At 60.8% G+C, this 23061-nt stretch carries 23 protein-coding genes and 1 pseudogene; 13 read left to right on the top strand and 11 right to left on the bottom strand.

The genetic code is table 11. The annotated features are described in order from the left end of the window. Positions 1-215: 215 nt before the first annotated feature. On the top strand, positions 216-1079 hold the full coding sequence (locus E4O98_RS23970) for an SDR family oxidoreductase (RefSeq protein WP_103734367.1): 864 nt from the start codon (positions 216-218) through the stop codon (positions 1077-1079). A 28-nt stretch (positions 1080-1107) separates the two neighbouring features. Beyond that, complete coding sequence (locus E4O98_RS23965; RefSeq protein ID WP_005788870.1) at positions 1108-1695, top strand: NUDIX domain-containing protein; 588 nt, start codon at positions 1108-1110, stop codon at positions 1693-1695. Between the two features lie 68 nt (positions 1696-1763). On the opposite strand, the gene E4O98_RS23960 is transcribed toward E4O98_RS23965, so the two are convergent. Together E4O98_RS23960 and E4O98_RS23955 are read right to left on the bottom strand one after the other, a co-directional pair. Continuing rightward, positions 1764-2078, bottom strand: coding sequence for an SCP2 sterol-binding domain-containing protein (locus tag E4O98_RS23960; protein WP_005788868.1), 315 nt, complete (start codon positions 2076-2078; stop codon positions 1764-1766). 56 nt (positions 2079-2134) lie between these two features. Further along, complete coding sequence (locus E4O98_RS23955; protein ID WP_032876109.1) at positions 2135-2845, bottom strand: histidine phosphatase family protein; 711 nt, start codon at positions 2843-2845, stop codon at positions 2135-2137. A gap of 194 nt (positions 2846-3039) precedes the next feature. On the opposite strand from E4O98_RS23955, the gene sohB reads away from it, so the two are divergent. Next, positions 3040-4065, top strand: a complete 1026-nt coding sequence (gene sohB / locus E4O98_RS23950; protein ID WP_032876106.1) for a protease SohB — start codon at positions 3040-3042, stop codon at positions 4063-4065. 372 nt (positions 4066-4437) lie between these two features. Here sohB and E4O98_RS23945 read toward each other — a convergent pair whose 3' ends face one another. Next, entirely contained in the window at positions 4438-5946 is a 1509-nt protein-coding gene (locus E4O98_RS23945; protein ID WP_248136437.1) for an MFS transporter, read from the bottom strand. Positions 5947-6096: 150 nt separating this feature from the next. On the opposite strand from E4O98_RS23945, the gene E4O98_RS23940 reads away from it, so the two are divergent. Continuing rightward, the gene (locus tag E4O98_RS23940) at positions 6097-6993 is read left to right on the top strand and encodes a LysR substrate-binding domain-containing protein (RefSeq protein WP_078821554.1); all 897 of its coding nucleotides are present in this window, start codon (positions 6097-6099) and stop codon (positions 6991-6993) included. Here the strand turns inward: E4O98_RS23940 and dhaL are convergent. From dhaL to E4O98_RS23905, 7 genes are all read right to left on the bottom strand, one after another. Then, complete coding sequence (gene dhaL / locus E4O98_RS23935) at positions 6950-7597, bottom strand: dihydroxyacetone kinase subunit DhaL (RefSeq protein ID WP_005788858.1); 648 nt, start codon at positions 7595-7597, stop codon at positions 6950-6952. The two genes, E4O98_RS23940 and dhaL, sit on opposite strands and share 44 nt — an antisense overlap. Positions 7598-7599: 2 nt before the next feature. Beyond that, entirely contained in the window at positions 7600-8601 is a 1002-nt protein-coding gene (locus E4O98_RS23930; RefSeq protein ID WP_032876100.1) for a dihydroxyacetone kinase subunit DhaK, read from the bottom strand. A gap of 157 nt (positions 8602-8758) precedes the next feature. Further along, positions 8759-9874 (bottom strand): alcohol dehydrogenase catalytic domain-containing protein, encoded by a 1116-nt coding sequence (locus E4O98_RS23925; RefSeq protein WP_032876099.1) that lies wholly within the window; start codon positions 9872-9874, stop codon positions 8759-8761. A gap of 27 nt (positions 9875-9901) precedes the next feature. Continuing rightward, a complete protein-coding gene (locus E4O98_RS23920) occupies positions 9902-10657 on the bottom strand; it encodes an SDR family oxidoreductase (RefSeq protein ID WP_248136435.1) in 756 nt (251 codons plus the stop codon). A gap of 153 nt (positions 10658-10810) precedes the next feature. Then, positions 10811-11818, bottom strand: a complete 1008-nt coding sequence (locus E4O98_RS23915; RefSeq protein ID WP_148853687.1) for a substrate-binding domain-containing protein — start codon at positions 11816-11818, stop codon at positions 10811-10813. A 34-nt stretch (positions 11819-11852) separates the two neighbouring features. Beyond that, positions 11853-12830 (bottom strand): ABC transporter permease, encoded by a 978-nt coding sequence (locus E4O98_RS23910; RefSeq protein ID WP_005788849.1) that lies wholly within the window; start codon positions 12828-12830, stop codon positions 11853-11855. Then, positions 12827-14314, bottom strand: coding sequence for a sugar ABC transporter ATP-binding protein (locus E4O98_RS23905; protein ID WP_228309781.1), 1488 nt, complete (start codon positions 14312-14314; stop codon positions 12827-12829). The genes E4O98_RS23910 and E4O98_RS23905 overlap by 4 nt, the downstream gene beginning before the upstream one ends. A 283-nt stretch (positions 14315-14597) precedes the next feature. On the opposite strand from E4O98_RS23905, the gene rpiB reads away from it, so the two are divergent. From rpiB to E4O98_RS23890, 3 genes are all read left to right on the top strand, one after another. Then, positions 14598-15059, top strand: coding sequence for a ribose 5-phosphate isomerase B (gene rpiB, locus E4O98_RS23900; RefSeq protein ID WP_032876090.1), 462 nt, complete (start codon positions 14598-14600; stop codon positions 15057-15059). A 63-nt stretch (positions 15060-15122) separates the two neighbouring features. Next, entirely contained in the window at positions 15123-16103 is a 981-nt protein-coding gene (locus E4O98_RS23895) for a sugar-binding transcriptional regulator (RefSeq protein WP_005788844.1), read from the top strand. A gap of 394 nt (positions 16104-16497) precedes the next feature. Further along, on the top strand, positions 16498-18066 hold the full coding sequence (locus tag E4O98_RS23890; RefSeq protein ID WP_032876087.1) for a TerC family protein: 1569 nt from the start codon (positions 16498-16500) through the stop codon (positions 18064-18066). Between the two features lie 37 nt (positions 18067-18103). Here the strand turns inward: E4O98_RS23890 and E4O98_RS23885 are convergent. Beyond that, positions 18104-18376: pseudogene (locus E4O98_RS23885) on the bottom strand (thioredoxin family protein); the annotation flags it as partial. Between the two features lie 325 nt (positions 18377-18701). Between E4O98_RS23885 and E4O98_RS23880 the strand changes: the two are divergent. The 6 genes from E4O98_RS23880 (at position 18702) to E4O98_RS23855 (ending at position 23056) form a co-directional block, all read left to right on the top strand. After that, on the top strand, positions 18702-19550 hold the full coding sequence (locus tag E4O98_RS23880; RefSeq protein ID WP_005788838.1) for a transporter substrate-binding domain-containing protein: 849 nt from the start codon (positions 18702-18704) through the stop codon (positions 19548-19550). Between the two features lie 52 nt (positions 19551-19602). Further along, positions 19603-20265 carry an amino acid ABC transporter permease gene (locus E4O98_RS23875; RefSeq protein WP_005788836.1) on the top strand — a complete coding sequence of 221 codons (663 nt, stop codon included), beginning with the start codon at positions 19603-19605 and terminating at the stop codon, positions 20263-20265. Positions 20266-20277: 12 nt separating this feature from the next. Then, on the top strand, positions 20278-20940 hold the full coding sequence (locus E4O98_RS23870; protein ID WP_248136432.1) for an amino acid ABC transporter permease: 663 nt from the start codon (positions 20278-20280) through the stop codon (positions 20938-20940). Continuing rightward, a complete protein-coding gene (locus E4O98_RS23865; RefSeq protein ID WP_248136430.1) occupies positions 20937-21719 on the top strand; it encodes an amino acid ABC transporter ATP-binding protein in 783 nt (260 codons plus the stop codon). Before E4O98_RS23870 ends, E4O98_RS23865 begins: the two co-directional genes overlap by 4 nt. 15 nt (positions 21720-21734) lie before the next feature. Further along, positions 21735-22124, top strand: coding sequence for a RidA family protein (locus E4O98_RS23860; RefSeq protein ID WP_005788829.1), 390 nt, complete (start codon positions 21735-21737; stop codon positions 22122-22124). Between the two features lie 167 nt (positions 22125-22291). Next, entirely contained in the window at positions 22292-23056 is a 765-nt protein-coding gene (locus E4O98_RS23855) for an IclR family transcriptional regulator (protein WP_032876076.1), read from the top strand. Positions 23057-23061: the final 5 nt, after the last annotated feature.

Here is a 23061-nt window from a genome sequence, read left to right as displayed (position 1 = left end):
TGTGGTAACGGCCGCTATTGGTTCCGCTTTTACAGCGGGTCACTTTGGAAAAGAGGATGGCATGAAGGCTCCAGGACAAAGGCGAAACACGGGTTTTACCAGAAGGTCCGCGAGCGCAGGTATTAATACGACGGTCGTGACGGATGAAAGTGTTACAGCATTGAACAACACGGGTGCCGATTGTTAGGGTAGACGGCCAACAGGAGGGTAAGTACATGGATTTCACCGGCAAAACCGCGATCGTCACCGGCGGCGCACGCGGCTTGGGGCTCAGTTATGCACGAGGGTTGGCCCTGGCCGGCGCCCGTGTGGTCATCAGCGATATTGGTGCCGACAAGATGGGTGCAGGCACCGATGCGTCGGTGGTGCAACAGGCCGCCGACACCCTGCGTGACGAAGGGCTGACGGTGGTGGGCCATGGCGGTGACTTGTCCACGGACGAGGGGTGCCGGCAACTGATCGCGTTTGCCCTCGAAATGTTCGGCCGGCTCGACATCCTGATTCACAACGCCGGTTGGGTGGGTTACCAGCCCATCGCAGAACTGGACGCCAGCTTCCTTCAGCGCGCCATGGACATCAACCTCTACGCCCCGCTGTGGCTGTGCAAGCATGCTTGGCCGCACCTGCTGCGCTCTAGCGCGCCGCGCATCATCCTCACCACTTCCGACCGCGCCATGTATGCGCAATACGAGCAAACCGGGCTAGTGGCTTACAGCGCCGGCAAGATGGCACAGTTGGGCATCATGAACGCGCTGAGTCATGAAGGTGCCGAGGCCGGAATCCGCGTCAACGCGATCTCGCCGGTGGCCAAGACACGCATGTGGGGCGTGACCGACGAGCCGGACGAACTCAAGCCGGAGTGGGTGACGCCGGGGGTCTTGTTCCTTGCTTCGTCGCAGTGCACGGATACCGGCTACATACTGCGCGCCAGCAACGGCCAATTCACCGCGACGCGTTTCAGCGAAAATCCCGGTGTGGATTACCCGCGCAATCTCGCCCGTATAAAAGCGGGGAGTGCTGAAGATGTTGCTGCCGCATGGTCGCGCATCAAACAGCCGCCTACCCAGGCCGTCACCTGAATCTGTCTCCCTCTACCAAGGCTTGACCATGAACAATAGCCCCGTGCGCATCACTGGCGAAGAAACCCTTTCGGACAACTGGTACCTGTTGAAGAAATACAGCTTCGACCTGCGCCGTCGCGACGGTAGCTGGCAAGCCCAGACGCGTGAGGTCTACGACCGGGGCAACGGCGCAACGATCCTTTTGTACAACCGCGAGCGCCGCACGGTGCTGCTGATTCGCCAGTTCCGTATGCCGACGTTCGTCAACGATTACTCCGGCTACCTGATTGAAGCAGCGGCCGGCTTGCTCGACAACGCCAGCCCCGAAGAGCGTATACGCCTGGAAGCCGAAGAAGAGACCGGCTACCGCGTGGGGCATGTGGAGAAAATCTATGCAGCGTTTATGAGCCCGGGATCGGTGACTGAACGGATTCACTTTTTTATCGGTGAGTATCAGCCAGGCGATCGAGTTGGGGCGGGCGGTGGCCTGGAAGAAGAGGGCGAGGATATCGAGGTGTTGGAGCTGGGCTTCGAGCAGGCGCTGGCGATGGTGCAGAGTGGGGATATTGTGGATGGAAAAACGATTATGTTATTGCAGCATTTGGAGTTGCGGATACTGAGAGACGGGTGGTGATGGGACCAGGCGTGCAGGCAAAAAAATCCCGCCTGTAAAGACGGGATTGTTTGACCCGGGTTACCGAATCAGGAAGGGAACAGTTCGCTCAACTTCATCGCCAGCATCATGTCGCCTTCGGTGCGCAGCTTGCCGCCCATGAACGCCTGCATGCCGTCGGTGGAACCGTCGACGATGCCTTCCAGGGTCTCGCTGTCCATCACCAGGGTGACCTGGGCGTCAGGGTTTTCACCTTCCTGGAGTTCGCAGGTCTTGTCCTTGACCACCAGCGAAAAATTCTTGGTGTCGTCGATACGGAAACCGAACACCAGGTCCAAGCCTTCGGCAGCGCTTGGGTTGAATTTGGCTTTCATTGCTTCTACAGCTTTGGCTACGTCAGTCATGGTTTCGATCCTTTTATGGTGAGTCCAGTGACCTTGGGGTCACGGTTGGCCGCAGTTCATCGGAAAGTGATGAGCTGCGGCGCCTTCAACAGTTGCAGGTGGGCATGACTGTTGAAGGAAGCCAGTGCCACCTCGCGACCACGGAATTTCAGCTGGTTGAGCGAGGTGTTTACAATTTGCCAGTTCATTTCGAACGCCTGGGCTGCAGGCATTCGGGTAATCAGGTGGAGCAGGGCGGTGATGGTGCCGCCGGACGTGAACACCGCGATTTTGTCGGCGCTCCGGGCGGCCTCAAGGATGCGTTGCAAGCCACCCTGGACCCGCTCGACAAACCCCAGCCAGCTTTCCAGCCCAGGTGGGTCATAGGTGCCGGCCAGCCAGCGCTCGATGATCAGGGCGAAGATGCGCTGGAACTCGCTGCGGTTCTGCGGGCCATTGCGCAGGATATGCACGGCATCGGGCTCGCTGCCGAGTAAATCAGGCAGCAGGCCGCGGATGATGGCTTCGCCGTCGAACTCGTTGAAGGCGCTGTCGGTTTCGAGTATGGGGGCCGGCAGGCCGAGGGCGCGGTATTGATCGAACGTGGCGCTGGCGGTGTGTTGCTGGCGACGCAGGTCGCCGGCGATACAGCGGTCGAACACCAGGCCCAGGTCTGCCAGATGGCGACCGAGCACTTGCGCCTGTTCCACGCCGACGGGCGACAGGACGTCATAGTCGTCTGCACCGAAGGAGGCCTGGCCATGTCGAATCAGATAGATGCTGCCCACGTCCGTTTTCCCGGTACGTTGAAAGTCTGGCGAGGTTATGAGGATGCCTGCGAGCTGTCAATGAAAAAACATACGCTTGTTTTAAAAGCCCGTTGGAGCCCGCCTGCTGGCGGTTTGAGCACTGGCTCCAACGCAGTGGCGTCGGTATGCTGGGGCCATCCGCGCCTGGCGCAGTGCATTTTTTAAGGAGACATATGGATTTTCTGGCCGAATACGCGAGCTTTCTGGCGAAGACCGTCACCCTGGTGGTCGCTATTCTGGTGGTATTGATCAGCTTCGCAGCGCTGCGCAGCAAGGGTCGTCGCAAGTCCGCCGGCCAACTGCAGGTCAGCAAGCTGAATGATTTCTACAAGGGCCTGCGCGAGCGCCTGGAGTCGAGCCTGCTCGACAAAGACCAGCTCAAGGCGCTGCGCAAGTCCGAGAGCAAAGCCGAAAAGAAGAAAGACAAGAACAAGCCCCAGGCCAAGGCACGGGTGTTCGTGCTGGATTTCAATGGCGACATCAAGGCGTCGGCGACCGAAAGCCTGCGCCATGAAATCACCGCGCTGCTGAGCCTGGCCACACCCAAGGATGAAGTGGTGCTGCGCCTGGAAAGCGGCGGCGGCATGGTGCACAGCTATGGCCTGGCGTCGTCGCAACTGGCGCGCATCCGCCAGGCCGGCGTGCCGTTGACCGTGTGCATCGACAAGGTGGCGGCCAGCGGCGGCTACATGATGGCGTGCATCGGCGAGAAGATCATCAGCGCACCGTTCGCCATCCTCGGCTCCATCGGCGTGGTCGCGCAGTTGCCCAACGTCAACCGCCTGCTGAAAAAGCACGACATCGACTTCGAAGTGCTGACCGCCGGTGAATACAAACGCACCCTCACGGTGTTTGGCGAAAATACCGAGAAGGGCCGGGAGAAGTTCCAGGAAGACCTGGACATTACCCACCAGTTGTTCAAGAACTTTGTCTCGCGGTACCGCCCGCAATTGGCGATTGATGATGTAGCGACCGGTGAAGTGTGGTTGGGTGTGGCCGCCCTCGACAAACAGTTGGTCGACGAGCTGCAGACCAGCGATGAATACCTGGCCACCAAGGCCAAGACTGCCGAAGTGTTCCACCTGCACTATGCCGAGCGTAAAAGCCTGCAAGAGCGCGTGGGCCTGGCGGCCAGCGGTTCGGTAGACCGGGTATTGCTGACCTGGTGGAGCCGTTTGACCCAGCAGCGGTTCTGGTAAATCCTCAGGCTGTAGGCGGTCCCCTGTGGGAGGGGGCTTGCCCCCGATGGGCACGGACATCCACACAACCTATTAGCTGCCGACCGTAACCACGATGCGAAGCGAGCCGCTCTTGATCTTGCTTTTGATCTTGGGCGCCCCCCAAATCCCTGTTGGATTACGGGCACACCGAGCCTAGGCGAGGTGCCGAGTGGTGGGGCAAGAGCGCTTTGGTTACTTTCGCCTGGGCCGGCATTCCGGCTTTTCGAAAGTGACCCGCTGTAAGAGCGGAACCCATAGTGGCCGTTACCTAAATAACGGATATGTACTCGGTCTGATCCAGCATCCCGGTCGGCCCTGAGGCCGCCATCGGGAGCAAGCCCCCTCCCACATTCAGCTGTGTGTGGGTATCGGCTTGCGCATCAGGCTCCCCACCACCAGCGCGCCCAGCAACCCCAATAAACCCGCCACCCACAACACCCCGCTGAACCCACCCACAAACGCCTGCCGCGCCAGCGGTTGCACTGTTACTCGCGCTGCTTCGGGCACCAGGTCCAGCGCCGCGGGCATATCACCGGCTACCACCCGCGAAGCAATACCCGCCACCTGCGCCTGCCACTGCGGGTCGATACTCGCGCTCAGCAACTGTTCGCTGTGGCTGCTCAGCAATGCGCCATACACGCCGATGGCCAACATGATTGCGCTGAAGCGCATGGTGGTGCTCATGCCCGAGGCCATGCCTGCGCGATCCCGCGGCACGCAGGCCATGATGTTTTTCTGCGTGTCGCCATTGAGTAACCCCGCGCCTGCACCGGTGACGGCGATCGCCAGGGCAAAGGGCAGATAGCCGCCGGCCTGCACGGCCCACGCGCTCAACAGATTGCCGCAGCCCACCAGGGTCAAGCCACTCGCCATCATGGTCGCCGGTTTGAAGCGTGCCGCCAGGCGTACACCGACGCGCGGGCAGATCAGCATGGTCAAGGCAAACGGCAACATGCCCAGGCCCGAGGCAATCGCGGAGAAACCCAGGCCGTTCTGCAGGTAGAACGGCAGCAACGTCATCATCACCTGGGCGCAACCGGCGTAGGCAAACATGCCGAGCAAGGCGCCGATAAAGCGTGGGTGCCGAAACAGCTGCAAGTCCACCATCGATCGCTGCTGCAGGTGCTCGACCAGCACAAACACACCCATCAGCAGCCCACCGCCGAGCAGGCGAGCGTAGGTCAGCGGGCTATCCCAACCGATGCGATTGGCCTCGATCAACCCCCAGATCATGCACAGCAAGCTGCCACTGAACGCCAGGCTGCCCCAGGGATCCAGGCGCGCCGATCGGGTGTCGCGGGACTCGGGAATCGCCCGCAGCACCAAGGCCATCAGTACCAGCCCCACCGGCAGGTTGAGATAGAAAATCCAGCGCCAGCCCAGGTACTCGGTAATCAAGCCGCCCAGGGTCGGTGCGGCGGTCATCGCCACGCCCATGCACGCGCCCCAGAACGCCCAGGCCTTGGCGCGTTCTATTTCATCGTGGAAGGTATGCCCGATAGACGCCAGTGCCGAGGTCAGCAGCAGCGCCGCACCCACCCCCTTCACGGCCCGGGCGATGTCCAGCCACAGCGCGGTGGGTGCTGCGCCGCAGCCCAGGGAGGCGAGGATGAAAATACCCAGGCCCCAGACCAGGGTTTTCTTGCGGCCAAAGCGGTCGGCGATACTCCCGGCCGGCAACAACAAGGCGGCGAACGCCAGCATATAAGCGCTGACGACCCACTCGATATCGGCAAAGTTGGCGCCCAGGTCGCGGGCGATGCTCGGCAGCGTGACGGCAACGATGTTGGTATCCAGCACGATCAACGAGCAGACAGCGGAGGCGGTCACCAGCGTCAGGCGTGGACTGACCCGGCTCACAAGCAAATTACCTGGTAGGCAATACGGAAATCTCGGTTGACTTGCATCGCAAGGGCTCTCTAGTGTTCAGGTACTGCGAGCTTATCCCTGGCGAATCACATTTTTGTTAGGCACCAGGAAGTACTTCATTACCTTTGAGCTAATACTGCCATGGAAATCCGCCATTTTCGTTACTTCCTGGCCGTGGCCCGGCAGCGCAATTTCACCCGCGCCGCCGAGCAATTGGGCATTGCGCCACCGACCCTGAGCCGGCAAATCCAGGACATGGAAACCAGCCTGGGCACGCGCTTGTTTGTCCGCCGGCAGCGCGAAGTCAGCCTCACCGAAGCGGGTGCCGCGCTGCTGAGCGAGGCCGAAGCCGCCGTGCGCCAATTCGAGTTCGCCCAGCGCAATGCCCAGCGCGCCGGGCGTGGCGAGATCGGGCATATTGAGTTGGGCTACGTGGCCTCGGCGCTGTACTGCGGGCTGTTGCAGCGCCAGGTACGGGGGTTCAGCCAGGCGTTTGCCGATGTGAACGTGAACCTGCGCGAATGGGCTATGGCTGCGCTACCGGGCGCGGTGGCAGATGGGCGCTGCGATATCGGTTATATCCGTTCGCCGATGACTCTGCCGGACGGCGTGGAGGCGGTGCGCCTGGACAGCGAAGGCTTTGTGCTGGCGCTGGCCCATGATTCCTGGCTGCTGGGGCTTAAGGCAATCACCTGCGAGCACCTGGAAAACGAGACGTTTATCTTGCCGGAACAAATCAGCGGCACCTTGCATGTCGCCGCCCAGGGCGGCTACGCACCGCGCCTCGGCGCGCAGCCGGGCGGGTTGGTGGCGGTGGTGGCCCTGGTGTCGTTGGGGCAGGGGGTTGCGGTAGTGCCGGCATCGATGGTCGGGCATGTGAGCCTGCCGGGCGTGGTGTATCGCAATATCCAGGGCAATGAGGCGTCGTCGTGGTTGTCGTTGATTTACCGGCGTTTTGAAAAAGCGCCGGCGGTGGCGCGGTATATCCAGCAGGTCAAGCAGTCAGTCGCGGCTGCACCGAGTCGGCCAGGCGCGTAAGAATCAGGCAGCACGACACCGCCCCGGCGTCCAGCACCCCGAGAGAGCGCTCGCCCAGGCGACTGGCGCGGCCGATCTTGGCCACCAGGTCCTTGGTCGAATCGCGCCCCTGGGAGGCGGCGGTTTTCATCGCCTCCAGCGCATCGTTGAAAGACGCCCCGGATGCATGTGCCTGTTCAAACGCCTCTACTGCAGGAATAAGGGTATCCATCAGGCACTTGTCGCCCACGCCCGCCTCGGTGATGTCCTGCAGTGAGGTCAGGCCGCCGCGCAACAGATGGGCGAAGGTCGCGGCGTCGATGTCTTCACAATTGCGCACTTCGTCGGCCATGCCAATAAACAGGCTGCCATACAGCGGGCCCATGGAGCCGCCGATGCCTTCCATCAGGCTCAGGGTCAGTTCATCCAGGGCTTGGGCCAGGCTCAGTTGGCGGCCTTCGATAGTGCGACCGCAGTGGGCGAAGCCCTTGGCCATGTTGATGCCGTGGTCGCCGTCGCCAATGGCGCCGTCGACTTCGCTGAGGTATTCGCGATTGGCCACGATGACGCTGACCAGGTCGGCAACGATGGCGCTGCCGTCACGGGTGGAAAAGTGCTGGCTCATGTTTACTCCGCCTGGGTCATGCCGATGGAACGGCAGGGTTGGTCGATCAGGGTTTTCAGCTCGGCGTCGAGGCCGAGCAGGGTCAGGGTCACGCCCATCATTTCCAGGGAGGTGAAGTAGTTGCCGACGTAGCAACGGTGAATCTTCAAGCCCTTGGCCTTGAGTTGTTTTTCCACCTCGGCGTAGAAAATGTACAGCTCCATCACTGGCGTGGCGCCAAGGCCCGAGACCAGCACCACCACACTGTCGTCCTGGCTGAAGTCGCGGTCGGCCAGGATCGGCGCAAGCATGCGCTCGGCCATGGCCGCAGCCGGTTCAATCGGAATGACTTCGATGCCCGGCTCGCCATGATGGCCGATGCCCAGTTCCATCTGGCCGTCAGGGATCTGGAAGTTCGGCTTGCCGACGGCGGCGATGGTGCAGGGCGTGAGGCCGATACCGATCGAGCGGCAGTGGTCGACGGTCTTCTGCGCGACGCGAATCACCCCGTCGAGGTCGTAATGCTGGGCGGCGGCGGCACCGCCGATCTTCCACATGAAGATTTCCCCGGCCACTCCGCGACGCTTGGCGATATCGGCCTTGGGCGCCGAGGCCACGTCGTCGTTGGCCACCACGGTGCGGATGCGCATGTCTTTGCTGGCGGCCATTTTCATCGCCAGCTTGACGTTCATATTGTCGCCGGCGTAGTTGCCATACAGGCAGGCTACGCCCGCGCCATGGTCGGCGGCGCGGAAGGCGTCGAAAAAGCTCTTGGCGGTGGGCGAGGAGAAAATCTCGCCGACGGCCACGGCGTCTACCAGGCCCGGGCCGACATAGCCGAGGAACGCCGGCTCATGCCCGGAGCCGCCGCCGGTGACGATGCCGACCCGACCCTGGCCGGAGGGCCGGGCCTTGACGATGACCCGTGGGTTGGTTTCGTACTGGCGCAGTTCGGGGTGCGCGACCAGGATGCCGCGCAGCATGTCTTCGACCACTTGGTCGGGATCGTTGATGACTCGATTCATAACGCGGGTTCCTGTGTTCTTGTTCTAAGGGGTGACACCCCTCCATTGTGGGAGCTGGCTTGCCTGCGATGGCGGTGTGTCAGTTGGCGAATCTTTATCTGATACACCGCCATCGCAGGCAAGCCAGCTCCCACAGGGTTGTGCGTTGTTGCTGCAATCAGGGTTCGAGGACCACTTTGAGCGATTTATCGCCGCGCTCCATCACCGCAAACGCCTCCTTGAAATCCGCCAGTGCAAACTTGTGGGTCACCACATCGCGCATGTCGATCTTGCGGTTGCCGATAAAATCGATGGCTCTCGGGTACATATAGGGCCCCAGGTGCGAGCCGAGGATGTCCAGCTCCTTGCGATCGCCAATGATCGACCAATCGACAGTGGCCTCGTCATTGAACACGCTGAACTCGACGAAGCGCCCCAGCTTGCGCAGCATCGCCAGGCCCTGGTTGACCGCCTTGTGGTGCCCGGTGGCTTCGATGTAGATGTCGCAACCGTAGCCGTCGGTGATCTCGCGGATTTTGGCCAGCACATCGACCTCGGCCGGGTTCCAGACTTCGTCGGCGCCCATGCGCAGGGCGAGGGCGGCGCGTTCGGGTTTCATGTCCAGCACGATGAGTTTTTTCGGGTTGCGCAATCGCACCGCGCCGATAATGCCCAGGCCCAAAGTGCCGGCGCCTGCGACCACTACGATGTCGTCATGGTCGACGTTGGCGCGCTCCGCCGCGTGCAGCGAGCAGGCCAGCGGCTCGATCAGGATCGCTTCGTCGGGCGCGATGGATTCCGGCACTTTGTGGATGATGCCTTCCTTGGTGAAAATCATGTACTGGGCCATGGCGCCCTGCACATTATTCTGGAAGCCATACAGGTCATGCTTCTGGCACATCCAGTACTGGCCGTGGTTGCAGAAGCGGCAACCCCAGCACGGCACGATCTGTTCGGAAATCACCCGGTCGCCTACCGCCACGCCGCGCTTTTCGGCGCCTGGGCCAAGGGCGACCACACGGCACACGAACTCATGCCCGGGAATCATCGGCGGTTTTACGTAGCGTGGTTGCTCGGCATCGCCCCAGAACGACGGCGCGCCGCGATAGGTCTTGATATCGCCCATGCAAATGCCGCACAGCTCGACCTTGGTCAGGATCTCGTCGGGGCCGGGGGTGGGTACGTCGACGGTTTCCAGGCGGTAGTCTTCCGGCCCATGGCAGACCACGGCCTGCATGGTTTTGGGGATGCTCGGGGCAAGTTGTTCGGGTGTGCGTTCGGTGACGGTGGACATGACAAGACCTCACGACATAAAGATGAATTACTGAATGCTGTAGCCGCCGTCGATCACCATGTTGGCGCCGGTGATCATCTGCGCGGCATCGCTGAGCAGGTATAGCGCCAGCCCGGCGATTTCTTCCGGCTGGGCAAAACGCCCCGCCGGGATCTGCAATTTGGCCCGCTCACCCACGTCGCCGGCCCAGGCTTTTTTGCCCAGGGCGGTTTCGACGATGGTGGGGGAGATGGCATTGACGTTCACCTGCGGCGCCCACTCCATGGCCAATACCTTGGTCATGCCGACGATGGCGGCTTTGCTGGCGCAGTAGGCGACGTGACGGTCCAGGCCAATCACAGCGGCCTGGGACGCCAGGTTGACGATGCGCCCGCTGCCTTGGGCGAGCATATGTCTGGCGCAGGCCTGGGCCACGAAGAAACTCGCCTTGAGGTTGATGTCCAGGGTGGTGTCCCAGGCGCTCTCGCTGACCTCGATGGCTTTGTCCAGCAACACCACGCCTGCGCTGTTGATCAGGTAATCCAGGCGTTGGAAGTGTGTGAATACGCGGTCGATGGTGGGTTGTATCTGGCCGGTCTGGCCGAGGTCGACGGCAATGCCCAGATGCCCGGCACCCAGGCTGGCGGCCACCTCGACCACGGCCGGGTCGCGGTCCAGCAGCGCCACCCTTGCGCCGCGTTCCGCCAGTAAGGTGGCGCAGGCCAGACCAATGCCGGCGGCGCCACCGGTGATGACCGCGCAACGGCCGCTGAGGTCGAAGGCTTGGTTCCAGAAACCAGACATGAATAACTCCCGTTACAGATCAAAAGGTAGAACGCGGTCCAATGTGGGAGCTGGCTTGCCTGCGATTGCATCGACCCGGTCTACCTGATGCACCCAGGTGCCTGCATCGCAGGCAAGCCAGCTCCCACAGTTGACTGTGTTTCCAGCCACTGACTACTTGCCGCCGCTGACTTGCTTGTACAGCGCATCCGCATTGGCATTGGTCACCGGCACCCACGGCAGGATGTAGTTCCTGGCCGTGCCGTCACCCCATTTCACGTCCTTGGCGTAGCGCTCCCAGATCACCGATTGCGGCTTGTAGTCCTCGCCGGCCAGGGCGCGCAGGGCCACGTCCAGTGCGCCTTGGGATTGGGCCTGGGCGTCCTGGAGGAATGTGGTGACTTCGTCTTTTTTCGCCGCCTGGATCGCATCCGGCATACCGTCGATGGAGGTCACGGGCACCTCTTTGGAGGTCAGTCCGTGAGACTTCAGGGCCTGCACAGCGCCGAGGGCCATGTCGTCGTTCTGGGCGATCACGCCGTTGATGCCCTTGGGGTGGGCGTTGAGCCAGTCTTCGGTGAGGGTCATGGCCTGGGCGCGGTCCCAGTTGGCGGTTTTCTTCTCGATGATCTTGATATCAGGGTGTTTGCCCAACACTTCCAGCTCGCCTTTTTCCCGGTCGATCTGCGCCGACTGGCCAATCGGGCCCTGGATGATCACCACGTTGCCCTTGCCGTTGAGCTTGTCGACCATGGCCTGGGCCTGCAGGCGGCCGCCTTCGACGTCGTCGTTCCCCACATACGGCACGCTGGCATCGGCTACTTTCGTATTGGAGGCGATGACCACCACGTCGTTGCTCATGGCCGCCTTGACTGTGCCGACGCCGGCCTTGGTATCAATGGGTACGAACAGAATCGCGTCGTAGCGTTGGGTCACCATATTTTCGATCTGGTTGTTCTGGGTCAGGGCGTCGTAGTTACCGTCGAATACGGTCAACTGCACGGTGCCATCCTTGACGGCCGGATGTTCCTTGAGCTCACGCACCCAGTTCTGCATGAACTGGCCCTTGAGGCCGTAGACGGCTGCGCCGATCTTGTAGGTCTTGCCATCGGCTGCCATGGCGACACTGCTGGCGAGCAGGGAGAGGGCCGCCGCGGCGGCCAGGGTAGTACCCAGTTTCATAAGTCGAACTCCAGTTATTGTTATCGGTCGTTCTTCAGCGTTTTTTCTTGCGCCACACGTCGATCAGTACTGCGAACACGATGATCAGGCCCTTGGCGACCTGCTGGTAATAGGAGGACACGCCGAGCAGGTTCAGGCCGTTGTTGATCACGCCGATCAGCAGCGCCCCGAACAAGGTGCCGACAATGCTACCGGTACCGCCCGACAGGCTGGTGCCGCCGATCACCACCGCGGCAATCGCGTCCAGCTCATAGGAAACCCCAGCCTGGGGCAGGGCAGAGGTGGTACGTGCCGACAACACCACGCCGGCCAATCCGGCGAGCAGGCCCGAAACCACGTACACCGAAAACATCACCTTGCGCACGCCGATGCCGGAGGTGCGTGCGCTTTTTTCATTGCCGCCCACCGCGTACACGTAGCGGCCGTAGGTGGTGTAGCGCAGCACCATCCAGAAGATCAGCGCGACCACGGCAAAGATAATGATCGGCACGCCCACTGGGCCGATCTTGCCGATCCCCAGCGCCAGGTAGGCGTCGGGCAGGTCGGTGATCGGGCTGCCGTCGTTGAGGATAAAGGTCATGCCGCGGGCGATGCTGAGCATACCCAGGGTGGCCACGAACGGCGGGATCGACAGGTTGGCGACCATAAAACCGTTGACCACGCCAAGCATCGCCCCGGCAAACATCCCGGCGCTGACTGCCGCCAACAGGCCATAGCCCTGGGTGGCGACCATCGCGCTGCACAATCCGGCAAAGGCCAGGATCGAACCTACCGACAAGTCGATGCCCTTGGTCAGGATCACATAGGTCATGCCCACGGCGAGGATGCCGTTGATGGAGGTCTGGCGCAGGATGTCCATCCAGTTGCGCCAAGTCATGAAGTATTCGCTGGAAAACGCCATCACCACGCACAGCAGGATAAACACCAGCGGCAGGCCGAAGCGGTCCAGAGACAGGCGCAAGCGGTTGCGTGGCGCGGTGGTGACAGGGGCGGCAAGGGTTTTGGCATTCATGAGGCAAGACTCAACAAGGCTTCCTGGGAAAGGGCAGTGTCGGTGCTGATGGTCACCAGCCGGCCGCCCTTGAATACGGCAATGCGATCACTCAAGTGCAGCAGTTCCGGAGCTTCGGACGACACCACAATGGCGGCGCCGCCGGCCCGTACGAACTGGTCGAGCAGGTGGTAGATCTCCTGCTTGGCGCCTTCATCGATGCCGCGGGTGGGTTCGTCGCAAAGCAGGCACACCGGCTCGGTGGACAGGCATTTGGCGAGCACGACTTTTTGTTGGTTGCCGCCGCTCATGGACGCCACCGGCAGGTCCAGAGAGCTGGTCTTGATCTGCAGGCGCTTGACCATGTCTTCGGCCAGTTGGGCTTCCTTGCGCGCATTGATCAGCGACCAACTCGACAAACGCTTGTAGGCCGACAGCGCGATGTTCGAGAGGATGCTGCCGGTCAGCACCAGGCCACTGTCCTTGCGGTCTTCGGTGACCAGCGACATACCGGCGTTGATGGTGGCCTTGGGCAGTCCGATGGGCATGGGCTTGCCTTGCAGGGTGACGCTGCCGGAATCGGCTACGGTCAGGCCGTAGATGCAGTTGAGAAACTCACTGCGCCCGGAGCCCATCAGCCCGTAAATGCCAAGAATTTCGCCACGGCGCAATTGCAGGCTGATGTCGTGGAACTCGCCGTTGCGGCTCAGGTTGTCGACTTGCAGGCAGGTGTCGGCGGCGCATTCACGGCCGACCTTGTGGTCGATGCGCGTCAGTTCCTGGCCGACAATACCGCGCACCAGGTGGTCGCGGTCGATATCGGCCATGCGCCCGCTTTCCACAAAGGCACCATCGCGAAAGATGCTGTAGTCATCGGCGATCTGCGCCAGTTCGCTCAAGCGATGGGACACATACACGATACCGGCACCCCGTGCAGTGAGGCGGCGAATGGCCTTGAACAGGGTTTCTGCCTCGCGCTCGCCGATGGCCGAGGTGGGCTCGTCCATGATCATCACCTGGCAGTCATGGCTGAACGCCTTGGCGATTTCCACCAGTTGAATTTGCGCCACGCTCAAGCGGTGCATGGGGCTGGTGGCGTCGACGTCGAACTCCAGGCTTTCCAGCAGCTCGCGGGTGCGGCGATTCAGGGCCTTGCTGTCGACAATGCAACCGGCGCGGCGCGGCTCGCGGCCCAGCCAGATGTTTTCGGCGACGGTCATGTAGGGGATGGGTTCGAGCTCCTGGGTGATCATCGCGATCCCCGAGGCCAAGGCTTCACTCGGGCGATTGAACTGCACCGGTGCGCCGTTGAGCAGAATGCTGCCGGCGTCACGCTGGGTGATGCCCATCAGGATGCCCAGGAAGGTCGACTTGCCGGCACCGTTGCCGCCGCACAGGGCGTGGACGCTGCCGGCGCGTAGAGAGAGGCGCCCGTCACGCAGGGCTGGCACCCCGGCGTAAGCCTTGGCGACGTGTTCAGCCTGGAGCAGTAATGGCTTGGCCATCGGCGTGTCCTCGTGCTGTGAATTCTTATTAGGTCGCACAGTCATGTTTCGCTGTGATCATATGTGTATCAAATGAAATTCTGATCAGTCAATCTCTTTCATTAAAAAGCGTTGATTCTCATCTGGAGTGACTATATCGGCTGTTTAGCCCGCTTTGACTGCAAGGTCAGTTAAATCTCGCTTGACATGAAGGGCATAATGATCGCGAAATGACTGAGCGAAATTTCATTGAGTGATCATATGATCAGTCTTAATCTAGATCAGGGCAGCGGAGCCAGACGCCATGAACACACCTTTTCCGGTGGCTATCGGATGCGATGAAGCGGGTTTTGAGCTTAAAGAGCTGTTGAAGCGCCATATCGAGGCGCTGGGTTACCCGGTCACTGACTTCGGTACCCATTCCATCGCGCCGGTGCTCTATCCGGACATCGCGCTGGCTGTGGCCAACGCTATCAGCGCCGGGCAGCAGCGCCTCGGTGTGCTGGTGTGCGGCACCGGCATCGGCATGGCCATCTCGGCCAACAAGGTGTTGGGTATCCGCGCGGCTCAGGCCCATGACACCTATTCGGCGGAGCGGGCGCGCAAGAGCAACGATGCGCAGATTCTGTCCATCGGTGCGCGGGTGATCGGCGCCGAACTGGCCAAGAGCATTGTCACGGCGTTCCTGGCCTCGGAGTTCGAGGTGGCGCGTTCCGGGGCCAAGGTCGAGCGCATCAACGCAATCGAGCGCGATGGGCATCAGTAGTGGACGGCACGGGGCAAGAGTCGGGAGAATGCGCCTTTGACGCCGAAACGGAAGCCCGTCCCCATGAGTGACAGTACCCAGCGCATGGCCAGCGATATCGATCAAATGACCGAAGTGGCGATGCTCTATTACCTTGAGAACGTCACTCAGGAAGCCATTGCCAAGCGCTTTGACCTGTCGCGGGCCAAAGTCAGCCGCCTGCTCAAGCGTGCGCGAGATGAAGGCATTGTCGAGGTGCGCGTGTTGCAGCACCCGGCGATGAACAACGAACTGGAACGCGCGTTGGTGGAGCGCTTCAAGCTCGACCGCGCCTTGATCGCCGTTGACCATAGCGACCCCGACACCCAGCGCTCGGCAGTCGCTAGCCTGGTCGCCAACTACCTGAACAAAACCTTGGGCGATGGCATGATCGTCGCCGTGGGCATGGGCCGTAACGTCGGCGCGGTGGCCGATAACGTGTTCCTGCCGGTGACGCGCAACTGCACGTTCGTATGTGCTATCGGTGGTTCGCTCAAGGCCGGCGAGTACATGAACCCCGACCATATCTGCCGGCGCCTTGCACTGCGCTTTGGCGGCGAGAGCGAAAGCCTGTACGCCCCGGCGCTGGTGGCCAACCCGGAACTGCGCGGTGTGTTGATCAATAACGACACGGTACGCTCCACCCTCGACCGCGCCCGGCGTGCCGACATTGCCCTGATCGGCATTGGTGATATGAGCGAAAACAGCAACATGGTGCGCATGGGCTGGTTCTCGCCCCAGGAAATCGCCCAGGCGCGGTTGTCCGGCACGGTGGGCGATATGATGGGCTATGACTTTATCGATATTCACGGCCAGCCGGCGGTCAACGCCATTCAAGGCCGAGTGATCGGGTTGACGGTGCAGGAGCTGTTCCGCATCCCGGATGTGGTGGCGATTGCCAGTGAAAACACCAAGGCCGCGGCGACGCTGGGGGCGTTGCGGTCGGGGGTGATCAATACGCTGGCGACGACCGTCACCAATGCCCACACCATCCTGGCGCTGGATGATGCCACCCGAAAGTCTTGATACCACACCGTTCCAAATGTGGAATGGGGGGCTTGTGTGGGAGGGGGCTTGCTCCCGATAGCGGTGTGTCAGCCAGCTTATATATTGACTGACACACCGCCATCGGGAGCAAGCCCCCTCCCACATTGGTTTTGCATCGGCTGGAAGACAGGTTTTGTAATAGTTTTGCTATGTGGGAATTGTGTATTTGGGCTGTAGGATTCAAGTCCTTTTGTTATTTCAGGACTTGCATGAACACCCTCTCGGAGCCTCCCAGTCGTCTTTCCCCAAGACACTTACTGTCGCTGTTCCCCCTGAAGCACCCCGTATTCCGACTGCTAACCTTGTCCCGGTCCACTGACCGCGCATTGCCGTGTCCGGCATTCTGAAAACTTTGAATACAGAGACTCTATAAATGGAATGGTTAGCGGATCCAACGGCCTGGCTGGGCCTGGCGACCTTGATTGTGCTGGAACTGGTGCTGGGTATCGACAACCTGGTGTTTATCGCGATCCTGGCAGACAAGTTGCCGCCGGAGCAGCGCGACCGTGCGCGCTTGATCGGTTTGTCCCTGGCGTTGCTGATGCGTCTGGGCCTGTTGGCGAGTATTTCCTGGTTGGTGACCCTCACCCAGCCGTTGTTCGAGGTGTTCGACAAGAGCTTTTCCGGCCGTGACCTGATCATGCTGTTCGGTGGTGTGTTCCTGTTGTTCAAGGCCACCATGGAGCTGCACGAACGCCTGGAAGGCCACGTGGCCCAGCACAAGGGCAATGTGGCTTATGCGATGTTCTGGCCGATCGTGGCGCAGATCGTGGTGCTCGACGCAGTGTTCTCCCTCGATGCGGTGATTACCGCAGTGGGCATGGTCGATGAGCTGGCGGTGATGATGATCGCGGTGATCGTGTCCATCGGTTTGATGATCGTGGCGAGCAAGCCGCTGACCCGTTTCGTCAACGCCCACCCTACGGTGATCATGCTGTGCCTGGGCTTCTTGATGATGATCGGTTTCGCCCTGACCGCCGAAGGCTTGGGCTTCCATATTCCCAAGGGCTACCTGTACGCGGCCATTGGTTTCTCGATTCTGATCGAGGTGTTCAACCAGATTGCCCGCTCGCGTCGCAAGAAATCGGCACAAGGTGTGCTGCCGGTGCGTGAGCGTACGGCCCATGCAGTGATGCGTTTATTGGGTGGCCGCAGCCTGGCGCTGGAAGAGGTGGGTGAAGAGGTCGCTGACTTGCTGGGCGAGCCGGATACTGCACAGGGCCCGCTGTTTGATCGACGTGAGCGGGTGATGATCAGCGGTGTGCTGCAACTGGCCGAACGGCCGATTCGTACCCTGATGACACCACGGGCCAAGGTTGACTGCATCGACCTGGCGGACGATCCCGACACGATCCGCCTGAAGCTGATGCATTCGTCCTACTCGCGTTTGCCGCTGATCCGCAACGGTGCGGTGGATGAACCCTTGGGCTTTGTGCACAAGAAGGAACTGCTCAAGGAGTACCTGGCCGGTAACGAGCCGAACCTGGAGCACCTGGCGCGCCGGGCGATCAACCTGCTGGAGAGCTTTTCGATCCTCAATGCCCTGGAGCAGATGCGCCAGGAGTCCACCCACATCGCCTTCGTGATCAACGAATTCGGGGACTTCATGGGCGTGTTGAGCATGACCGATATTCTGGAATCCATCGCCGGTGAATTGCCCGATGCCAGCGAAATCGAAGGGCCGGACATCGTCGAGCAGAACGACGGCTTTCGTGCCAACGGTGCCTTGAACCTCAATCTGGTGCGTCAGCGCACGGGCTTCAAGGCTGCGGCGACCGAGGATTATCAAACCCTGGCGGGGTTGGTGATGAGCCTGCTCGACCGTTTGCCGGTGGTGGGCGATAGCCTGGAACATGAGGGTTGGCGTTTGACGGTAGCTGAAGTGGAGGAGCGTCGAGTGACGCAAGTGCACTTGCGCCCTTGCTCAGGTCATAACGGTTGAAGATGTCTGTTACGCACTGCTCTTGTTCTTCAAGTGGGCCGAAGCCCTTGAGTTTTTCTACCACGATTCCCTCCTGGTAGATCAGTAGCGTCGGGGTGCCTGTCACATCAGGGTGCCTCGGCGTATGGGCGCAATCGAGTACCAAACTGACTAGCCAGGGATGCTTCCAAGCGGCCTGTTCGAATAAGGAGCCTGCTTGCGCACAGGCAGGGCAGTGCTCGGAAACAAACAGAATGAACACCGGGCGCGGGGTGTTCAGTACCCGATTGAACTCTTTGGCGCTGGAAATTCTGCGCGTGGCGACTCCCATGTCGATCCCCTTCCGGCTGTGTTGGTTTTTGCCAACGCTAAGCCGGTGGGGTACCACCGTCTACTGTCAACCTTCACAGGTGTGCGTCGATCCGAGGCGGTCAGTATGGGGGCGCAGTAACACCGTTGTGGGGCGTTGCGTAGCAACACCCGATGCTGGCGGCGCAAAGCCGTTAAGCGCTTCAATACCTATCTTACTGAACCCTAAAGAGTTTCCCGACCGCATATTTTTCCTCCCGTGGCTGTGGCACACTTTCTGCTGTCTATTCCGTTGTTACATACCAAGTTCCGGTATAACGGAATACACAGCCCCTGGAGTGCTTGTCATGCATCACCGACCTTCCGTATTCAAAGCGTGTGTTTTTCTTGTTGCCGCATCGGCTTCCTTCACAAGCATGGTGCAGGCGGCGGACAGCAAGCTGGATGATGTGCTCAAGCGCGGGCATCTGATCGTGGGTACAGGCAGTACCAATGCGCCGTGGCACTTCCAGGGAGCGGATGGCAAATTGCAGGGGTTTGATATCGACATCGGCCGCATGGTGGCCAAGGGTTTGTTCAATGACCCGAGCAAGGTCGAGTTTGTGGTGCAGTCATCCGATGCGCGCATTCCCAACCTGCTGACGGACAAGGTCGACATGAGCTGCCAGTTCATCACCGTCACCGCCAGCCGTGCGCAGCAGGTGGCTTTTACTTTGCCGTACTACCGCGAAGGTGTCGGCCTGCTGTTGCCCAACAACAGCAAGTACAAGGAAATCGAAGACCTTCAAGCCGCAGGCGATGACGTGACCGTGGCCGTGCTGCAAAACGTGTACGCCGAAGAGCTGGTGCACCAGGCACTGCCCAAAGCCAAGGTCGACCAGTACGACAGTGTCGACCTGATGTACCAGGCCGTGAACTCCGGTCGCGCCGACGCGGCTGCCACCGATCAGTCCTCGGTCAAATACCTGATGGTGCAGAACCCCGGTCGCTACCGCAGCCCCACTTACGCCTGGAGCCCGCAAACCTACGCGTGTGCGGTCAAGCGTGGCGACCAGGATTGGCTGAACTTCGTCAACACCGCGCTGCATGAAGCCATGACCGGTGTGGAGTTTCCCACCTACAAGGCTTCTTTCAAGCAGTGGTTCGGCGTTGACCTGCCAGAACCGGCCATCGGTTTTCCCGTGGAATTCAAATGATCCGGAACAGCCGGGGCGTGCTTGAGCACGCCTCACTCAGGTATTGCCGACCATGAACTATCAGTTGAATTTTGCCGCCGTCTGGCGTGATTTCGACACCTTGCTGGCGGGGCTCGGCCTGGGCCTGCAGTTGGCTCTGCTGTCGATTGCCATCGGCTGCGTGATCGGCCTGCTGATGGCGTTCGCCATGCTGTCCCGGCACCGCGCGTTGCGCATCCTCGCTTCGGTGTACGTGACGGTGGTGCGCAATACGCCGATCCTGGTGTTGATCCTGTTGATCTATTTCGCCTTGCCGTCCTTGGGGATTCGCCTGGACAAAATCCCTTCGTTCATCGTCACCCTGTCGCTGTACGCCGGTGCCTACCTGACCGAAGTATTCCGCGCCGGGTTGTTGAATATTCCCAAGGGCTTGCGTGAAGCCGGGTTGGCGATCGGCCTTGGCGAATGGCGGATTCGTGCCTATATCACCGTGCCGGTGATGCTGCGCAACGTGCTGCCGGCGCTGTCGAACAACTTTATCTCGCTGTTCAAGGACACATCCCTGGCCGCCGCGATCGCGGTGCCGGAGCTGACCTATTACGCCCGCAAGATCAACGTTGAAAGCTACCGGGTGATTGAAACCTGGCTGGTTACGACCGCGCTCTATGTGGCTGCCTGTTACCTGATTGCCATGCTGCTCCGTTACCTGGAGCAGCGTCTGGCGATCCGTCGTTAAGGAAGGGTTTGCATGTACGAATCCCCCAGTTGGCTGCATGAATTGTGGATCGCCCGCGAGACCCTGTGGGCCGGCTTCCAGGCCAGTGTGTCGGTCTCGGCACTGGCGATTATCTTCGGCACCCTGATCGGTATCGTCGCCGGGTTGATCCTGACCTACGGCAAGTTCTGGATGCGTGCACCGTTTCGTCTGTACGTCGATCTGATCCGAGGCACCCCGGTGTTCGTGCTGGTGTTGGCGTGTTTCTACATGCTCCCGGCCCTGGGCTGGAAAATCAGTGCATTCCAGGCCGGTGCGCTCGGGTTAACCCTGTTCTGTGGCTCCCACGTGTCAGAAATCGTGCGCGGTGCACTGCAAGCCATTCCCCGTGGGCAACTGGAAGCGGGCAAGGCCATTGGCCTGACGTTTTACCAGTCGTTGGGCTATGTGTTGTTGCCCCAGGCCCTGCGTCAGATCCTGCCGACCTGGGTCAATTCCTCTACCGAAATCGTCAAGGCGTCCACTTTGCTGTCGGTGATCGGCGTGGCCGAATTGCTGCTCAGCACCCAGCAGGTGATCGCCCGCACCTTCATGACCCTGGAGTTCTACCTGTTCGCCGGTTTCATGTTCTTTGTCATCAACTACGCCATCGAATTATTCGGGCGCTACATTGAAAAGCGGGTGGCCTTGCCATGAACCAAGCTCAAACAAAACCAGCGCTGCTGGACATTCGTGGCCTGTGTAAACAGTACGGCCAGGTGGAAGTGCTCAAGGGTGTCGATCTGTCGATGCAGCGCGGCAATGTGGTGACGTTGATCGGCTCCAGCGGCTCGGGCAAGACCACCTTGCTGCGTTGCGTGAACTTGCTTGAGGAGTTCCAGGGCGGGCAGATCACCCTGGACGGCGAGTCCATTGGCTACAGCGAGGTCGGCGGCAAGCGCGTACGGCACCCGGAGCGGGTGATTGCCCAGCACCGCGCCATGACCGGCATGGCGTTCCAGCAATTCAACCTGTTCCCGCATCTGACCGCGCTGCAAAACGTCACCCTTGGCTTGCTCAAGGTCAAGAAGATGGGCAAGGATGAAGCCGTGGCCCTGGCCGAAAAGTGGCTGGACCGCGTCGGCCTGCTGGAGCGGCGCAACCACTTTCCCGGCCAATTGTCTGGTGGTCAGCAACAGCGCGTGGCGATTGCCCGCGCCATTGCCATGAACCCCAGTCTGATGCTGTTCGACGAGGTCACATCGGCCCTCGATCCGGAGCTGGTAGGCGAAGTGCTCAGCGTGATCAAGGGGCTGGCGGAGGAGGGCATGACCATGTTGCTGGTCACCCACGAAATGCGCTTTGCCTATGAAGTCTCCGACCAGATCGTCTTCATGAACCAGGGCCGCATTGAAGAGCAGGGCACTGCGAAGGACATCTTCGAGCGGCCGCAGTCGCCGCGACTGGCGGAATTTTTAAAGAACATTCGTTTTTAACAAGGAGCAACTTTTATGAGCATTACTCGTTACGGTACCGGCAGCACCGCAGGTGGCGGCCAGCCACGCCCGTTCGCACGTGCGGTGGAGGCCGATGGCTGGCTGTATGTGTCGGGCCAGGTGCCGGCGGTGGATGGCGAAATCATCAGTGGCGGCATCGTCGAGCAAACCCGGCAGACCATGCGCAATGTGGTGGCGATCCTCGAAGAAGCCGGCTATGAGCTCAAGGATGTTGTGCGCGTGGGCGTGTGGCTGGAAGATCCACGGGACTTCTGGAGTTTCAACAAGGTCTTCGGCGAATACTTCACCCCCGAGCACGCCCCGGCGCGGGCTTGTGTGCAGGCCAATATGATGGTTGATTGCAAGGTTGAGATCGACTGCGTGGCCTACAAGAAAAAGGGCTGAATGCCCCCACTCTTGAGATCACTGAAGATCAATGTGGGAGCTGGCTTGCCTGCGATGACGTAGTGCCAGATAACACCTTTGTCACTGACCCACCGTCATCGCGGGCAAGCCCGCTCCCACAGGGGATCACCGTGCAGCAAACACCTTTGACCGGACCCATCACTGCCATGACCGAAGACACCATCAAACGCCGCGCCAAAGGCCTGGACCGTGCGTTCGATATCCTTGATTTTCTCAAGGAGATCGGCCAACCCCTGCGCCCGAATGACATTGCCAGCGGCATCGGCAGCCCCAAGTCCACGGTCTACGAATTGGTCGCGTCGCTGCTGGAGCGGCGCATTCTGGAAACCGTGGGCAAGGACGGTCACGTGTATCTGGGGCGCCAGCTGTATTTCCTCGGCCAGGCGCACCTGCGGCACTTCGACCTGACCCGCGAGGCCGATCACGCCCTGCAGGAAATCGTCAGCCAGACCCACGAAACCGCGCAGATGTGCCTGCTCAACGGGCGCAAGTACACGGTGGCGCTGATGCGCGAAGGCCAGCGGCATTTCCGTATTTCTTCGGATATCGGTGAAAACGCGCCGATCCCGTGGACCGCTTCCGGGCGTTTGTTGCTGGGGCATTTGAGCGACCAGCAGATCATCGAGCTGATCGACCCCGACGATTTCATCCTGCCGGACGGCCTGCGCCTGCCGCTCGATACCTTCCTGGCGCAGATCCGCCAGGCCACCGTCGATGGGTTCTTTTCCTTCGACAGTGTGGCCGACACCTTCACCCATTGCTTCGCCGCCCCGGTGCGGGACGCCCAGGGCATCAGCATTGCGACCCTGTGCATCGTTGCCCCGCGAGCCGATGCCAGCAAGCACTACCACGACTATCGCCGGGTGCTGATCGACAGCGCCAACAGCCTGGCCCGGCGCATCAACGAATAGGAGTT

It is taken from the genome of Pseudomonas sp. W2Jun17 (genome assembly GCF_023127795.1).
Lineage (GTDB): Bacteria > Pseudomonadota > Gammaproteobacteria > Pseudomonadales > Pseudomonadaceae > Aquipseudomonas > Aquipseudomonas synxantha_A.
The sequence above is the reverse complement of the archived record's forward strand: the minus strand, read 5'-3'. Positions and strand labels throughout refer to the sequence as shown.

What these genes read in the sequence shown, in the direction of transcription:
- E4O98_RS23970 (WP_103734367.1), top strand. Translation starts at nt 216, where the DNA reads ATGGATTTCACCGGCAAAACCGCGATCGTCACCGGCGGCGCACGCGGC.
- E4O98_RS23965 (WP_005788870.1), top strand. Translation starts at nt 1,108, where the DNA reads ATGAACAATAGCCCCGTGCGCATCACTGGCGAAGAAACCCTTTCGGAC.
- E4O98_RS23960 (WP_005788868.1), bottom strand. Translation starts at nt 2,078, where the DNA reads ATGACTGACGTAGCCAAAGCTGTAGAAGCAATGAAAGCCAAATTCAAC.
- sohB (WP_032876106.1), top strand. Translation starts at nt 3,040, where the DNA reads ATGGATTTTCTGGCCGAATACGCGAGCTTTCTGGCGAAGACCGTCACC.
- E4O98_RS23940 (WP_078821554.1), top strand. Translation starts at nt 6,097, where the DNA reads ATGGAAATCCGCCATTTTCGTTACTTCCTGGCCGTGGCCCGGCAGCGC.
- dhaL (WP_005788858.1), bottom strand. Translation starts at nt 7,597, where the DNA reads ATGAGCCAGCACTTTTCCACCCGTGACGGCAGCGCCATCGTTGCCGAC.
- E4O98_RS23930 (WP_032876100.1), bottom strand. Translation starts at nt 8,601, where the DNA reads ATGAATCGAGTCATCAACGATCCCGACCAAGTGGTCGAAGACATGCTG.
- E4O98_RS23925 (WP_032876099.1), bottom strand. Translation starts at nt 9,874, where the DNA reads ATGTCCACCGTCACCGAACGCACACCCGAACAACTTGCCCCGAGCATC.
- E4O98_RS23920 (WP_248136435.1), bottom strand. Translation starts at nt 10,657, where the DNA reads ATGTCTGGTTTCTGGAACCAAGCCTTCGACCTCAGCGGCCGTTGCGCG.
- E4O98_RS23915 (WP_148853687.1), bottom strand. Translation starts at nt 11,818, where the DNA reads ATGAAACTGGGTACTACCCTGGCCGCCGCGGCGGCCCTCTCCCTGCTC.
- E4O98_RS23910 (WP_005788849.1), bottom strand. Translation starts at nt 12,830, where the DNA reads ATGAATGCCAAAACCCTTGCCGCCCCTGTCACCACCGCGCCACGCAAC.
- E4O98_RS23905 (WP_228309781.1), bottom strand. Translation starts at nt 14,314, where the DNA reads ATGGCCAAGCCATTACTGCTCCAGGCTGAACACGTCGCCAAGGCTTAC.
- rpiB (WP_032876090.1), top strand. Translation starts at nt 14,598, where the DNA reads ATGAACACACCTTTTCCGGTGGCTATCGGATGCGATGAAGCGGGTTTT.
- E4O98_RS23895 (WP_005788844.1), top strand. Translation starts at nt 15,123, where the DNA reads ATGAGTGACAGTACCCAGCGCATGGCCAGCGATATCGATCAAATGACC.
- E4O98_RS23890 (WP_032876087.1), top strand. Translation starts at nt 16,498, where the DNA reads ATGGAATGGTTAGCGGATCCAACGGCCTGGCTGGGCCTGGCGACCTTG.
- E4O98_RS23880 (WP_005788838.1), top strand. Translation starts at nt 18,702, where the DNA reads ATGCATCACCGACCTTCCGTATTCAAAGCGTGTGTTTTTCTTGTTGCC.
- E4O98_RS23875 (WP_005788836.1), top strand. Translation starts at nt 19,603, where the DNA reads ATGAACTATCAGTTGAATTTTGCCGCCGTCTGGCGTGATTTCGACACC.
- E4O98_RS23870 (WP_248136432.1), top strand. Translation starts at nt 20,278, where the DNA reads ATGTACGAATCCCCCAGTTGGCTGCATGAATTGTGGATCGCCCGCGAG.
- E4O98_RS23865 (WP_248136430.1), top strand. Translation starts at nt 20,937, where the DNA reads ATGAACCAAGCTCAAACAAAACCAGCGCTGCTGGACATTCGTGGCCTG.
- E4O98_RS23860 (WP_005788829.1), top strand. Translation starts at nt 21,735, where the DNA reads ATGAGCATTACTCGTTACGGTACCGGCAGCACCGCAGGTGGCGGCCAG.
- E4O98_RS23855 (WP_032876076.1), top strand. Translation starts at nt 22,292, where the DNA reads ATGACCGAAGACACCATCAAACGCCGCGCCAAAGGCCTGGACCGTGCG.